General features: G+C 43.8%; 9 protein-coding genes, 1 pseudogene and 1 riboswitch. Of the genes and pseudogenes, 6 read left to right on the top strand and 4 right to left on the bottom strand.

Features of this window, described 5'->3' with window-relative positions:
* Nucleotides 1–136: 136 nt before the first annotated feature.
* The 4 genes from recC to AB4371_RS16835 form a co-directional block, all read right to left on the bottom strand.
* Complete coding sequence (gene recC, locus AB4371_RS16850) at nt 137–3,613, bottom strand: exodeoxyribonuclease V subunit gamma (protein WP_372150377.1); 3,477 nt, start codon at nt 3,611–3,613, stop codon at nt 137–139.
* 205 nt (nt 3,614–3,818) lie between these two features.
* Nucleotides 3,819–6,164 (bottom strand): DUF2357 domain-containing protein, encoded by a 2,346-nt coding sequence (locus AB4371_RS16845; RefSeq protein WP_372150376.1) that lies wholly within the window; start codon nt 6,162–6,164, stop codon nt 3,819–3,821.
* A 26-nt stretch (nt 6,165–6,190) separates the two neighbouring features.
* A complete protein-coding gene (locus AB4371_RS16840) occupies nt 6,191–8,053 on the bottom strand; it encodes an MrcB family domain-containing protein (RefSeq protein WP_372150375.1) in 1,863 nt (620 codons plus the stop codon).
* Nucleotides 8,054–8,178: 125 nt separating this feature from the next.
* Nucleotides 8,179–9,135, bottom strand: a complete 957-nt coding sequence (locus AB4371_RS16835) for a TDT family transporter (RefSeq protein ID WP_372150374.1) — start codon at nt 9,133–9,135, stop codon at nt 8,179–8,181.
* Between the two features lie 208 nt (nt 9,136–9,343).
* Between AB4371_RS16835 and AB4371_RS16830 the strand changes: the two genes are divergently transcribed.
* The 6 genes and pseudogenes from AB4371_RS16830 (at nt 9,344) to dapD (ending at nt 14,395) form a co-directional block, all read left to right on the top strand.
* Entirely contained in the window at nt 9,344–10,240 is an 897-nt protein-coding gene (locus AB4371_RS16830; protein ID WP_017059889.1) for a LysR family transcriptional regulator, read from the top strand.
* A gap of 88 nt (nt 10,241–10,328) precedes the next feature.
* Nucleotides 10,329–10,622, top strand: a complete 294-nt coding sequence (locus AB4371_RS16825) for a YebG family protein (protein WP_008223840.1) — start codon at nt 10,329–10,331, stop codon at nt 10,620–10,622.
* 155 nt (nt 10,623–10,777) lie between these two features.
* A riboswitch (Fluoride riboswitch) is annotated at nt 10,778–10,862 on the top strand.
* A 194-nt stretch (nt 10,863–11,056) separates the two neighbouring features.
* Nucleotides 11,057–11,749 carry an iron-sulfur cluster assembly scaffold protein gene (locus AB4371_RS16820; protein ID WP_017071044.1) on the top strand — a complete coding sequence of 231 codons (693 nt, stop codon included), beginning with the start codon at nt 11,057–11,059 and terminating at the stop codon, nt 11,747–11,749.
* A 25-nt stretch (nt 11,750–11,774) separates the two neighbouring features.
* On the top strand, nt 11,775–12,764 hold the full coding sequence (locus tag AB4371_RS16815; protein ID WP_065584394.1) for a GGGtGRT protein: 990 nt from the start codon (nt 11,775–11,777) through the stop codon (nt 12,762–12,764).
* A 197-nt stretch (nt 12,765–12,961) separates the two neighbouring features.
* Nucleotides 12,962–13,105 (top strand): annotated as a pseudogene (locus AB4371_RS16810) (MarC family protein); the annotation flags it as partial.
* A 258-nt stretch (nt 13,106–13,363) separates the two neighbouring features.
* Nucleotides 13,364–14,395, top strand: coding sequence for a 2,3,4,5-tetrahydropyridine-2,6-dicarboxylate N-succinyltransferase (gene dapD, locus AB4371_RS16805; protein ID WP_017059885.1), 1,032 nt, complete (start codon nt 13,364–13,366; stop codon nt 14,393–14,395).
* Nucleotides 14,396–14,446: the final 51 nt, after the last annotated feature.

Genomic DNA, 14,446 nt, shown 5'->3' with positions numbered 1-14,446 from the left:
TATTTCCTGTACCTTGCTTCTATTCACCTTGATTCCCTACATCTTGAAAGCAAGCGTACCAAACGCTTACCAGCGACTCTCTTTTGTCTTTCATTAATTCAGCGCACTCGCTATTGATCTTGTCGATCACAGCCACCTACTCCTGATCTTCCAGATCGGCAGCAGCCAACCTTGCCGCCTGTAGCACAAGCGTTGAATACATACGCGACTCAGTAGCCAATTCATCGTCCCATTTAGACCAGATTCGTGAGATGTAGGTATCTCTACCCTCGCCCGTGAAGGCGAAGCTGTCATTAAAGGTATCGGCCATTTTCTTGAGTGACTTTTCTTCATCATCGACCCACTTACCACGGCTAAAGCCCGCTTCAACACCAGCTAATGCCGTTTTCGGGAAGTATGGCAATGGTGCAGTCATACCTTGATAAAACAGTCGTACTAACTCAGCTAATATACTCTTCGCTTGCTGCGCATCGCCGATAGGTTGTAGCGTTTGGTGAACCACGCCCTCTTTTCTGTCATAGCCAATAATATGGGTCGTTTTTCCGTGTCCCATAACAGCGCAGGATAGATGATCAATCCACGCAGCCAAGTAATCTTGAGAGCGTATTTTGCCGCTACGGAAACGCACTAGACCTGATTGATAGTTTTGAGTTAACCACCCCATCAAGCGAACAGGCTTACCTTCGCCTAACACGTCAAACTCGATATTCACTTCGAGATCTTGCTGCGGTGATCCGCTCACAAATCTAATCTCTTTGGCTAAGTCTTCCGCTTGAACACGGTTGGTTTCAAATTCGATGTCACCGAAGGCGCCGACCGGTAATCGACCTTGGGCTTTTTGCTCAGAGACAAACAGTCGCACCGCTTCGTCTGCGCCTTCTGGGTGGTCCAGCAACACTTGCAGCAGCGCATCTTTAAGCTGGAAGCTTTCTAAGCCATTAAGCACGAACGGCTCGTCGTCTTCCATTACCGGAAGCGGTGGCTCAAACACGACTTTTAGACGGCGATTAAAGAAGTATTGCACCGGCAAACGCCAGAAACGCTGTAGCTCAACCAAATCGAGTTCTAACGGATAGCTCGCACCAAGCAAATAGTCATCCAATGCACGATTGAATTCACCACTGCGTTCACCAGAACGATTAGCCGCAGGAAGCCATTCTTTGGCGTAACTCAGCACATGGCTTGCATCACCTTGGGTAAAGGCTGCAGGGCTAAATGGTGTCATGGTGTGCTCAAAGCTGATCGCTTGAGTCAACTTAATGCCTGAATCATCACTTGGTAGTGCTTGGTCTTCACTTAGGCAGTAGTTTTGCTGACAATACTCAATCAATTCAGATACCAACACCGACGGCACTCGCTCGGTATTATCTTGAATCGAACGCCCAACATAACTGATGTACAAACATTCTTGCGCTGACAGCATCGCCTCTAAGAATAGGTAGCGGTCATCATCACGACGCGAACGATCGCCAGGTCGTGTGCGTCCGTTCATTAGATCAAAACCTTCTGGCGGCATTGAGCGAGGATAAACACCATCATTCATGCCTAACAAACAGACGGTTTTGAACGGAATAGAACGCATCGGCATCAAGGTACAAAAGTTAACTTGGCCAGCTAAGAAACGCTGGCTAATGCGCGCGCCAGATAACTTATTATTGAGGTACTGGTAGATAATGCTTGGCGACAGTTCTTGTTCGTACAAGGCATCATCAAGCTGTTCGTTCAGTTGCGAAAGTGCATCACGAATCGATTTGAGCACCACCTCGCCTTCCAGTTCAACCACAAAGAAATCATCAATCATTTGCAGCAAGGTTTCACGCCACATCTCGATAGATTGGGTTTCAGTTAGTCGTTGGCGGTAATGAGCGATACGGTCAATAAAGTGCGCTAACTTACCCGCAAGTTCGGCGTTAATACCCTGAACTTCGTTATAAGCCGCAATCGGAGAATGTTCAGTTTCAAACAAGCCCGCAGAGTCTGACATCGCATAGCCCAGTAACATACGCTGAATACCAAATAGCCAGGTATTTTGCTCAGTCGCAGGTAGATCAAATTCTGTTGCAGTTGAAGCATCAACCCCCCAACGAATGCCCGCCTCTTCAACCCATTGCTTGGCTTGCTCGAATTGAAACTCGTCAATACCAAAGCGTGCCATCATCGCAGGAATTTCTAACAGCTCTAGCAACTCAGAGGCTAAACAGCGCGTGTTCGGTAGCGCGACCAATTGCATGAAAGCGGTCAGAATTGGGCTTTCTTGGTCTGCAGTTCTATCCGAGATCGAGTAAGGGATATAACGCTCACCCGGAGCATTACCAAATACCGCCTGAATAGCAGGGCTGTAAGCATTGATGTCTGCCACCATCACAATGATATCGCGTGGTTTTAAGCTTGGATCAGCATCAAACATCGCTAACAACTGGTCATGGAGAACCTCCACCTCGCGCATTGGGCTGTGACAAGCGTGTACCGTCAACGAACGATCGCCCAGCTCAACCACTTGTTTGTGGTTGCTGGAGTCTAAGATGTGATCGTCTTGGTGCTCTTCTAACTCAAGAATATCGGCTTGCAGTTGATGCAGCAGGCTGTCTCTCTCGACATCAATAAAGAACTCATGCTCTTCGCTGTCTGATTGAGACAGCAAGAACAGGTTATCTCTGCCCAGTTTACCCATAGACGCCAGTAAGCTATTACCGACCGCTTGGCTGGTATGCAGTTCGTCTTCAATATTGGCTTCAATGCCATCTTTTAATGGTGAGACTTCGCCTTCTAGCTGAGGTAAACCATCAACCAAAGCAAACTGCTTACGACGCTGCGCTTCCACTCTTGCCAAGTATTTACGATCGCGAATATCGCCCCAATAATGTTGGCAAGGGTTGGTAAACATCAGGTGGACATCAATCTGCTCGCCAAGTGCTTTCAACGCGTCCATATAACGAGGAGGCAGCGAAGAGATACCAAACACAAACAGACGCTTAGGTAAGTGTTGTAGCTGACCTTGTTGATTGGCTAGCGCTTCAATGAAGTCGTGATACAAGTTGCCACGGTGGTATTTAGATTGGCCTTGAGACAGAGTTTGATCATAGAGTGCCTTCCACAAAATGGGTTGCCAAGGGTGCTCTTGCTGCCCTTCACTATCTATCAATTCTGTAACGGGCTCTCCCGCTTCCCACATCGCCATCCACTCAGGTCTATACACCAAGTATCCATCGAAGATATCGGCAATTTTCTCTGCCAATTGATACAACTTAGAGTCATCTTCGTCGTTTTCAAGATAGCGCTGTAGGGGTAAGAAATCAGGGTGGTCAAGTTTCGCGGGTAACAAACTCATCAGCTTCCACGTCATCGCTTCTTTGTTAAAAGCACTGCGTTTAGGAACATCAGGAAGCACTTGGGTAAACATATCCCAAATGAAGGTTGCTGGAAGTGGGAAATCGATATTTGCTGCTACGCCAAACTCTTTGGCGAGTTCCATCTTAAGCCATTGAGACATACCCGGGCTCTGAACCAAGATCTGCTCTTTTTCGAAAGGATTGGCTAAAGGGTCACTTTTGATTAAGTGAACGAGAAGAATTTTTAAAGTATCAACTTTATTGGAATGGTAAACAGTAAACAAAGTGCACTCACGCTAATCTTGCCACAATATAAAGCCAGATTAGCATAAGTGCCGTGTTTGGATTAGGAATATAAGCTTATGAAATGCCAAAAACTTACTATCTATTGGTAGCTCAAGCTAAATCCTGTTAACTGCTTACCGTTATGCCGCTAAGTTGGATTTTATTTAAGCACAGAAACCCAATATCAGTAGCTGTAATTGTCAATTACCACGTTTTGTCTAGGTCAGCATAAAGCTGATAATCGCCCTTTACGTCATCCCAATGATGCAATTGATGCAATAATTCAGCTTTAGTTAACTTGAACCTAAAGTGTTCTTGGTAAGACTTCTCTATTGGCGTATTCAATATGATAGGCTCATCAGTAAACTCAAAAAACCAGTATAGGCCATCTTGTTGACTATCTTTACCCGTAAACTGTTGGCTTATTTTACTTCGTGGTAGCAACTTCACATTAGCCACACGATATAGATACTTTGAAAATTGACTATTATCAGTCACCTTATTACGAACAGTGATCAATAAATAACGAACTTCACGAACAATGTTACGGTGCACATTTTGGCGGTTGGTCGCTAATAGCTGTGTATGATACCCCTTAAGCTTGCCACTCCGAGCTAGATTCAAGTAACTATCATCACGACCGATTTCATTTAATGGAGCTACCATCGTCAGATCTTGATAACGAGCACTACAGCTTCCATAAGGTGCAATACGAGCTGAATCTTCGATGAAATAGTAGTCGTTACTTAACCTAGAGCGACTTGTAATACTCGCTCCTAATTTTTGCTGTAAGTAGTTTTTCAGCCACAAGTTATGACCCAATTGATTGTTAACACTTGGTAGCAGAGCAAACGCACCAATGCCAATTTGTTCGATAGCATCTTGGTAAGGGTTATGAGTATTCACTTGATCACAAAAACCTGGATATAAAGCAAAAGCGCCCATTACTGGTCGACTCTTAATCGGGTTTTCATTTTCTAATTTTTGCTGATGAATAATTGCATCACGGTAGCGGTGCATCTGGTTAATTGCATCTTCAGGTACAGCATCAAATCCCTTGTTATGAGCTTTGATTTGATAGTTATCGATTCGGTATTTAGCATCAAACAAAATGAGAAAGGACTCTTGATTTTCTAGTGTAACCTGCAGCACGATATCAGGCCGTTGATTTGCTGTCCAAGTGCGCTCTTTCTCTCCTTTAGGTGAAAAGGTCGGTTCATGAGCTAACTTGATAATCACTCCATCATCACGAGAAAACTCAAATGCAGCAGCCATTCCATCTTTACTAAATTGCTTTTCAAACTGCACTTGTTTTAACTTAGCTAACTCTCGCTTTATCTCTTTAAAACCAAGGCTTTTAATAACAGCCATAACTTCAACAAAACACCAAATTTCGTATAACTCAGCGACCGATTTAACCGACATATCCGTCTGATTTTTAGTATTATTTAAATAATATTTTAACTGCTGCCATGCTTTATAAGCTTTTGCATAGCCAGTGCCCTGTTGTAATACCTTCGACTCACCACCTTGCCCTTTGAAGGTACCAACTTCACGCCAAAGCTGATGCTTGCACATTTTGTTAAACGTATGCTGCCACGTTTGCACCTTTTGAATAAAAGAGCCTGACAATTGAGATTTTTCTGTGCGGGTAATAGTAGAAATTAAATGATGTAAATTATTAGCGACTTTATTAATAACCATTTTAATAAAACGATTTTCAGGCGTATCAATATGCAGTTTTTTAAAGCTAATAGGGAGTCTTGGGTTCGCCACTCCGCTTTGGATTAAATGTTGAGATTTTTCCGCCTGCTTTGGGTTCAATCGTTTATTAACCCGATCTAACTTTTGATACTTAGAAAAAGATTGCAGTCGATTATGAGGGGAGTTAATGACTTGCTTTACACCACTTTGCAGGTCTTCAACCAAACGCTGAAACTGAGCAAGCCAAAACAGTTCAAACTTTTCAGTACTGCGCTGTGATTGACTCACACCCTGATTTGTTTTGCTACTTAAGCTATAGCGCCAAAGAGGATAAATATCATCAATGGTACGATTAATCAAAGGAAGGTCTTGATCCATCACCATCTTTGTAGCAAAGATATTAAAGCTAACTTCAGCACTACAAAGCTTATCTCCCACTTGATACTCAATATTAAAACTGCAGTTACCGACATCATTACCAAAATTAATAGCAGCTTGTAGCCCATCACCATTTCGGGTTAGATGAAAAGCTTCTTCGATTAGACGATGCTTATGATTAACTGTTGCAGTATTCTTAATTACTGACCTTTCAAACTCAATATCAAACCAATACTGGCGATTTTCAAAAAAGAAAGGGGTAGCGATAGACGATGCACCCTCATCATCAAATGTAGCCGCTACTCCCCCCACACTAATCAATACAATATCACCAGAAGGCAATATCTGATCACGCTGTCTGTAAGTGTGCTCTAGTTTACTTAAAGGGCTATCAATATCATCACATGTAACATAAACCGTAAAATCATCATGTTTAGCTTTGATAGTCACACGCTTTTTCTTCACCATTTCTTACTGCTACCCTATCACCATTATTATGGCCAAAATGAGGTGAAGCCTGACTGCAACTTCGACTGCATATACTCAAGCTTAATCTTTGAGCGGCAGCTTACCTTGATTGGTGTGTCTTTATCTTCAATATTCTGACGCAATAAATCTGCACGTTCACCATCCCAAATAGCTTTTAAGGTGCTTTGATTTGATAGAACTTCTACTAACTTTTCTAATAGTGCACCGCCATCTTCCGTCGTCAACTTATCTTCATCACCTTCAACACGAGGTAATATCTTACACATTAAAAAGTCATCAAAAACAGCCGCTAATTCATCTTCATCCTTAGGAGAAAAACTAATGACTGATAAGCAAAGCTCGTTAAATGCGCGGTAAGCCAATTCAAATGCGGTACCTTTTAATACAGCATTTACTGACAAAAAGAACTCTTTCGTTTTCTCAGCAGTAGAATCAGCCTCAACTTGAGAGAACAGATCCAGCTTAGCTTGGCTATATATTGGATAACCTAAGGTTAATGGTTGTTTCTTCGCTTCAAAAAATTCATCTATGTCATTAGGAAAAAATTCTCCAAAATCGATACTCAATGCACGATCAATGACTTTTCGAGAGAAACCATGAGTCGTTTCATCCATATTAACCGTTCCGGCTACAATCAAGTTAAATGGAATCCCCAGACCGTACTGACAGAACAACTGCCATAGTTCATCATATTTATCATCATCAAAGCCTAAGCTTGAACGCAGCTTTCTATCGTAAACTTCATCTGTATCACCGTTCTCATCAGCTAACCCTAACGCTAATGGCTTCAGCAATGGATCGCTAGAATAGGTAAATTGGTCGTTGTCCCAACTCCAACTTCTTGTCTCTAGTACTGATAAATAATCTGCAAAGTATTGCTCGACTGGAGCAAGATTCATTTCATCCAAACAGAGCCAATAATATCGTACTTTTTGTTGAGTTTGACTACCACCAGTGACCACCAAACGTTCTCCACGCTGTTCATTAGAGTGAACCTGAACACTTAAACCACTATCAAAGATTCCACGCCAAGCTTTTGCGATGAACTGCAACACATCAGTGGTGATGTATTCCCCTTGACCATCTTTTGATAAGCGCGAGACATACCCCAACAAGTCGCTTGGTTCATGCCAATCAGGACGCACGGAAGTAAGGCAATAAGTTTCATTTAGAGAGCCAGTCGCTTCTACTTGTTTACGAACAAAGCGAGTCTTACCCGTTCCTGAAATACCGGCTAAAAGAAGGAATGGTTTAGATAAGCATTGCCGCTCTACGAAAACTGTAGGTTCTACAGGCTCATTACGTGTATTAATACCTGCATATAGTTCTAAAAGCTCTTTGATGTCAGATATTAAAGCATCATTATCTGGCATCTGGTCTGTCGGATAAAACTTAGCACCGGCAGAAGCCCACTCATAAGACTGACCCAATGTAGTATTCGATCGTAACTCAACTGTCTGATCCCATTGCATAAGCTGTTGGTTTGAGGTACGTATTCTATCTCGCATCTCTTTTGCTTTTTGCTTCGCTAAGGTTGTCCCATATTTGCTTTTTAACTCTGTGGTTCCGAAACCTAACGACAAGTAAACCCCAGAACCATCTGAGCGAAACAAATAAACAGGATATACACCTGATTGTGTTGAAGTTGTAATTTTTGAGTCGAGGATGGATAACCAAGCGACATCGGCCCAATTACCGGCTCCGGCACTCGCTTTCATCAGAAATCGTTCATCAAGATCCAATTCAGCCTTTAAACATGAAGTTAGATCTTTCCTTAGTAACTTAGCAATAGGGTGACTAGAAAATGGCTCTGTCTTTGCTTGCACCCAGTTACTTGCTATTTCTGATAATAGAGCCCTTAACTTCATAAATTCACCTTCATTTGACAACTCGAAGCTTATCGATTAAATCTTAGCTATTAATTCATGTACACTCTTTGAATTATACTTTTCAAACCATCTAATTGATATTAAAAACAAAGTAGACTAATCGTCTATTTCATCGACAAACGCATTGAAAACAGTATGGTTTTGACAGGTCGATAGAAAGCTAAATACCTGATCACAACATAGCTCACCACCAATGTTGCGACCACCAGTTCCAGTACTGCAAGAGCATGGACTTGAGTTATGTATTGGCTTGCAATGTCGACACTTTCCATCCAAGCCGCCAATTTAAACAGTGCCGTCGCACCAATCACGATAGGGAATGTAAACGCCGCATAACCAGGGCTAAATGGAAGACGAAGTAGTTTGAAAAACGCCATATAGATAATGAACGTCATCAACACTGCAATACCAAATAGTAAACCAATGATCACAGGTGAAGGGTTAGCAGTAACGGTTAAGTAACCCGCCAAAGATAGGCTTGCCGGTGCTGCCATAATCGCAATCGTTGGTTTTGCAGCATCTGGCACTTCGTGAGAGAAGATCAAACGGTAAACCATGATTGGTAGCATTACTGCGTAAACCAATAAGCCGAATACCAAAGTCGCGTTAGCTACTGGCTCTAAAACTGGATTACCTGAGAAAGAGACGTCAGCGACGATAATACCGATCGGTGGCACAAACCAGCTTGGCACCATGTGGTGAATCTCAAAGTTTTTAGCTCTGTGGTACAAAAAGCTCGTTAGAAACACAACATGCAAAGCCACAGAAGCCAACCACATAGCTTCTTGTAAGAATTGAGAGATTGGCGCCAAAGACGCTGACACCACCATGCACCCCATTGCAAATGTTGGTACCACACTGCCGACAACAGGGTGAGCAAGATCTTCACGCAATAGGTGACCATGAATCAAAAATTTCACAGCTAAAACAAGAAGTAATACCGCCGCAATGCCAGCACTGATCCACTGCACCAAACCCGGTGTATGTAAGATACCTTGTGCGACTAGAACACCATCCCAACACCAGCCTAAGCTTGCAATTGCGAGTGCTAACCCTGCCATGGGTGTTGGAGCTCCTGTTAATCTATATTTAATACGTTGAATCATGTCAGCCTCTCTTAAACCTAATTCACTAAACTTGTGAACTCATCAGCTTGTTGAAGCCATAATACGCTTGCGCTTCGTTAAACAATATCCAATTATATATAACAAGTGTTCATCAATACTGAACAGAATCCATTTTCACCAGCAGAGTAAAACTAGGAATCTGATGGCTAATATTTCAATAAAACAGCTCAAAGTGTTCGTCACTATTACTCAGCACTCGACATTGACTGCTGCCTCTGAGGCTCTGTTTCTGTCTAAAGCTGCGGTCAGCATGGCACTAGGCGAAATGGAGAAACAACTCGGCCACTCTCTATTTGACCGGGTCAACAACCGATTAATTCTCAACCAAGAGGGACATAAGTTACTTCCATTGGCGGATGAAATATTACATCGTGCTGCTGGTATTGATGTTTTGTTCCGTGATGATCAGCCTTTAAGTGGCAATCTAAAGGTCGGCGCGAGTGACACGATTGGTAATCAGGTCGCACCGTTTATTTTGTCAGGCTTTCGCGAACGAACTCAACATCAGGATCAAAGCTTGTTCATTTCAAACAGTGCACTGATCTGCCAAAAGTTGGTGGATTATGAACTGGATATCGCGCTAATTGAAGGAAAAACATTACACCCTGAACTCATTTCGAGTCAGTTTAGCAGCGATGAAATGTGCATTATTGTTAGTAATCAACATCCTCTCGTTGCCAAAGAAAAAGTGATTTTAAGCGATTTAGAAGACAGCCATTGGATTTTACGTGAATCAGGCTCAGGGACTCGCGAGTTTTTCCTTCGTGCCGTCGCACCGCGCATCGAACATTGGTATGAATCTTTTGAACTCAACACCACAGAAGCAATCATCAACTCTGTTTCTGCCGGTCTTGGCTTTGCCTGTTTGTCTCGTTTAGCTGCTCAGCGAGCGATCGATTCAGGCCGAGTAAAAGCGCTTAATGTGCCACTTGATATGAAACGCCGATTCTGGATGCTGGTACACAAGGACAAATATCAAAGCCCACTGCTGAAATCTTTCATGAGTTATTGTGAAGACTGGGCGGCACATCAAGATTGAGGCCGCATAGTACGGGCTCCAACTGGACTTTTAACATCAGAAACTGTATAAAAAGCCAGTAAAATTTATCAAACTTAGAGGATTAACCATGGCTGTTATCGTCAAGTACGTGGTGGAACGCAACGGAGAAGAGAAAATGACTTTTACCTCTAAAGCCGAAGCTGACGCATACGACAAAATGCTGGATATGGCTGATGAGCTTTTTGAACTGTTAGGCAAAAGCGATTTAGTTGAAGATGAAGGCAAGCAAGAAGAACTTGCAATGTACCTAGCGAAGAACAAAGAAGAAGTTCTTTACGCATTAGGTGCTAAGCGTAAGCCAGCTCCGAAAAAAGCTAAGAAGCTTGAAGCTGTTGAAGACGCAGAAGAAGATGCAGCTTAACTAGCTGATACCTTTCTAAAAAACGTCAATGACGCCTCTAATCAGAGTTCGTTATTGGCGTTTTTTTATACTTATCGAAATATAATGAAGCTTGTTTATAGTCGAAATCGCTCTAAACATTCGCTTGCATGAAAGTGTGAGGAAGATCTAATCTATAGCCATCAGGTGATGGGGTTCCACCTAAGCTTTTGCTTCAACCGCCCGTTCTTTCCGAACAGTGCTAATGACTCCTACAGAATCGAAAACAGGTAATACTGTTGGACGTATCGCTATTCCTCCATTTTGAAATGGACTTAGTCTATTAAGACCAAGTTCCATGACACCTTTGGATTATCGATACTCAAGATCTGTAGTGAATTAGCCGCACCTCTTCCAACACGTCCTGTTTTCTCAACGCCCTAGGCGTTAAATGGCTCTATAAGTGAGAAAACATTATGCACTACTCTTCAGAAATTCAATCAATGTGCCCTATTCAAAGGGGTGATCTGCACAATTCAGCTCCAATTCCAGTTGAAGGCGCAATGGTTAGCCCAAAAGATGTCATCGCTATTTCTGGCTTAAGCCACGGTGTTGGCACTTGTGCACCACAACAAGGTGCTGCAAAACTGACTCTTAACGTAAAAAACGGCATCATCGAAGAAGCATTAATCGAAACGATTGGTTGTTCAGGTATGACTCAATCTGCCGCGATGGCTGCGGAAATCCTCACCGGAAAAACCATTCTAGAAGCGCTGAATACTGACTTGGTATGTGACGCGATTAACGTCGCGATGCGCGAAATCTTCCTGCAGTTTGTTTACGGTCGAACTCAGTCGGCTTTCTCTGAAGGTGGCCTAGAGATCGGCGCAGCACTAGAAGACTTAGGTCAAACACAGCGCAGCCAAGTTGGCACCAGCTACTCAACCGCAGCAAAAGGCGTTCGTTACCTAGAGCTTGCAGAAGGTTACGTAACCAAGCTTGCACTTGATGATCACAGCGAAGTGATTGGCTACGAATATCTCAACCTCGGCAAAATGATGAAGGCGATTAACCAAGGCGTGCCAGCGAATGAAGCGGCCGACCTTGCGACAGGGACTTATGGTCGCTTCGACGAAGCCGTGACCACCATTAACCCACGCCAACAATAATTTTTGCCAATAAAAGAGGAAAGATATGATGAACACTCAATTTAATGAATCAGTAACTCGCGTATTGGCAGAAATGAACTTCGACTCTTTAGAGCAAGCAAACCAATACTGTTTATCACACAATGTCGATCCAAAAGCATTAGTGATGGACACTCAACCTATCGCATTTGAAAGCGCAGCTGACGCTTACACTCTTGGTGCAGCATTGGCTCTGTTCCGTAAAGCGAACAACGCAGAACAAGCAGCGAATATCATTGGTGAAGGCCTTCAAGCATTCACAAAACCCGGCAGTGTTGCGGAGCAACGCCAAGTCGGTATCGGCCATGGCGCACTGGCTGCTCGCCTTCTCAATGAAGAGAGCCACTGCTTTGCTTTCCTTGCAGGCCATGAGTCTTTTGCTGCTGCAGAAGGTGCGATCAAGATTGCACTGAACGTGAACAAATCACGCAAAACACCATTGAAAGTTATCTTGAACGGTCTAGGTAAAGATGCCGCTTACCTAATCTCTCGCATCAATGGCTTTACTTATGTTCGCACTCAATTTGATTACCAAACGGGTGAGCTAGTTGAAACAGAACGTCGCCGCTTCTCACAAGGCCCTCGTGGCGAGATCTTGTGTTACGGCGCTGATGATGTACGTGAAGGTGTAGCGATCATGCACAGAGAAGAAGTGGATGTGAGTATCACGGGTAACTCAACCAACCCAACACGCTTCCAACACCCTGTTGCTGGTATCTACAAAGCAGAACGCACTCGCCAAGGTTTGCCATACTTCTCAGTTGCTTCAGGTGGCGGTACAGGTCGAACATTGCACCCAGATAACGTAGCAGCAGGCCCAGCGTCTTACGGCATGACCGATACCATGGGCAGAATGCACGCTGATGCTCAGTTCGCAGGTAGCTCTTCAGTTCCTGCTCACGTGGCGATGATGGGCTTCATCGGCATGGGCAACAACCCAATGGTCGGAGCGACGGTTGCATTGGCTGTGGCAGTGAGTGAATCTCAACACGCATAACGACAAAGTGAGTCCCACAATCTGCCTGTTATGTAGAGTCTGTTAGTTGAGAATCAAGCAATAACGGACGACTAAAACTCTACACCTATCACTAAAACCAAACAGCCAGCCTTATGCTGGCTGTTTTTTATTCACACTTGCTCTACTATCTATTTCTAATAATTATTTGTATCTAAGATTAAATACATTCTGTTGTCGTATTTGGCGAGCGCTTCGTTAAAGCCGTTGGACCAAGCGCACTGAACGTGATTACTCGAATGATGGGGTTGATACTCGCGGTAATCGGTATGCAGATGTTGATTGAAGGGATTGAGCAAGCTTATAAGGCACTGTTTATCTAAAGAGGGGATTCACAGGAGAATGTTGATTAACGCACCAATCAATTTGTGTTGATCTGCAGTGTTTTCTCATTGCAGAAAACTATCTCTCAAAAGACAAGCAATATCATTTTACAGACTTTATCCCGATACGCCCTTTCATAACGAGGGCGCTCTCTTTATGATGAACGCAATTAAATTAACTTTGCTAACGGCAGCGCTTGTTATTCGAGCCGTTGTTTTGGAATAGCAAAATCAAGACTCAACACATGGAGATTCAACATGGCTTATTTTTCACTAGCCTTCGGTACGGCAACCAAAAATCGCGACAATAAAATCATTGAAGCGTTCTTCCCTAACCCGCTTCTAAACCCAAGCGACGCTCTTGTAGCAGCTGTAGCTGAAGTGTCAGGTTACGCTGAAGGCAACCAAGCTATCGAAATCTCTGCTGCACAAAGCGCAGAACTGGCGAAAGCATTCGCAGCAAACGATGATGCAGCTAACGCATCTTTCGCAGAAAAAGCGGCAGCGTCTGAACAGCCACTTGTTCTTGTTGTTCTTGCTACTGACGAGAAGCCAGCATCAGTTGCTGAAGGCTTCCTAAAGCTACAACTTATCTCTAACCGCCTAGTACAACCACACGGTACGGTACTGGACGGCATCTTCGGTCTACTGCACAACATCGCATGGACAAACGAAGGCCCTATCGACCTACCTGAGCTGGCTGAGCGTCAAATCGAAGCTCGCCTTGCAGGTCGTGCTCTGTCTGTAGATTGCGTAGACAAGTTCCCTAAAATGGTGGACTACGTAGTACCAACAGGTATTCGTATTGCTGACACTTCTCGTGTTCGTCTTGGCGCACACGTAGGCGAAGGCACAACAGTAATGCACGAAGGTTTCATCAACTTCAATGCTGGTACAACTGGCGTGAGCATGGTTGAAGGTCGTATCTCTGCGGGTGTTGTTGTAGGTAACGGTTCAGACATCGGCGGCGGCGCTTCTATCATGGGTACTCTGTCTGGTGGCGGTACGATGGTTATCTCTATCGGCGAAAACTGCCTACTAGGCGCAAACGCGGGTCTTGGCTTCCCTATGGGTGACCGTTGTACAGTTGAGTCTGGTCTTTATGTGACTGCGGGTACTAAGGTTCGCATGCTAGATAAAGAAGGCAATGAAGTAGAAATCATTAAAGCTCGCGATCTTGCTGGCGTGTCTGATCTTCTGTTCCGTCGCAACTCAATCACAGGCCAAATCGAGTGCCTAGCGAACAAGTCTGCGGTTGAGCTAAACAGCGAGCTGCACAGCAACAACTAATCTAAGCACTAGATGCTAGATGCTAGATGCTAGAAATCGAGTAGGAGGAGG

This window comes from Vibrio sp. 10N.261.51.A3, from assembly GCF_041471965.1.
Taxonomy (GTDB): Bacteria; Pseudomonadota; Gammaproteobacteria; order Enterobacterales; family Vibrionaceae; genus Vibrio; species Vibrio crassostreae_C.
The sequence above is the reverse complement of the archived record's forward strand: the minus strand, read 5'-3'. Positions and strand labels throughout refer to the sequence as shown.

Coding starts and splice junctions, on each gene's coding strand:
- AB4371_RS16845 (WP_372150376.1), bottom strand. CDS start 6,164: ATGGTGAAGAAAAAGCGTGTGACTATCAAAGCTAAACATGATGATTTT.
- AB4371_RS16840 (WP_372150375.1), bottom strand. CDS start 8,053: ATGAAGTTAAGGGCTCTATTATCAGAAATAGCAAGTAACTGGGTGCAA.
- AB4371_RS16835 (WP_372150374.1), bottom strand. CDS start 9,135: ATGGCAGGGTTAGCACTCGCAATTGCAAGCTTAGGCTGGTGTTGGGAT.
- AB4371_RS16830 (WP_017059889.1), top strand. CDS start 9,344: ATGGCTAATATTTCAATAAAACAGCTCAAAGTGTTCGTCACTATTACT.
- AB4371_RS16825 (WP_008223840.1), top strand. CDS start 10,329: ATGGCTGTTATCGTCAAGTACGTGGTGGAACGCAACGGAGAAGAGAAA.
- AB4371_RS16820 (WP_017071044.1), top strand. CDS start 11,057: ATGCACTACTCTTCAGAAATTCAATCAATGTGCCCTATTCAAAGGGGT.
- AB4371_RS16815 (WP_065584394.1), top strand. CDS start 11,775: ATGATGAACACTCAATTTAATGAATCAGTAACTCGCGTATTGGCAGAA.
- dapD (WP_017059885.1), top strand. CDS start 13,364: ATGGCTTATTTTTCACTAGCCTTCGGTACGGCAACCAAAAATCGCGAC.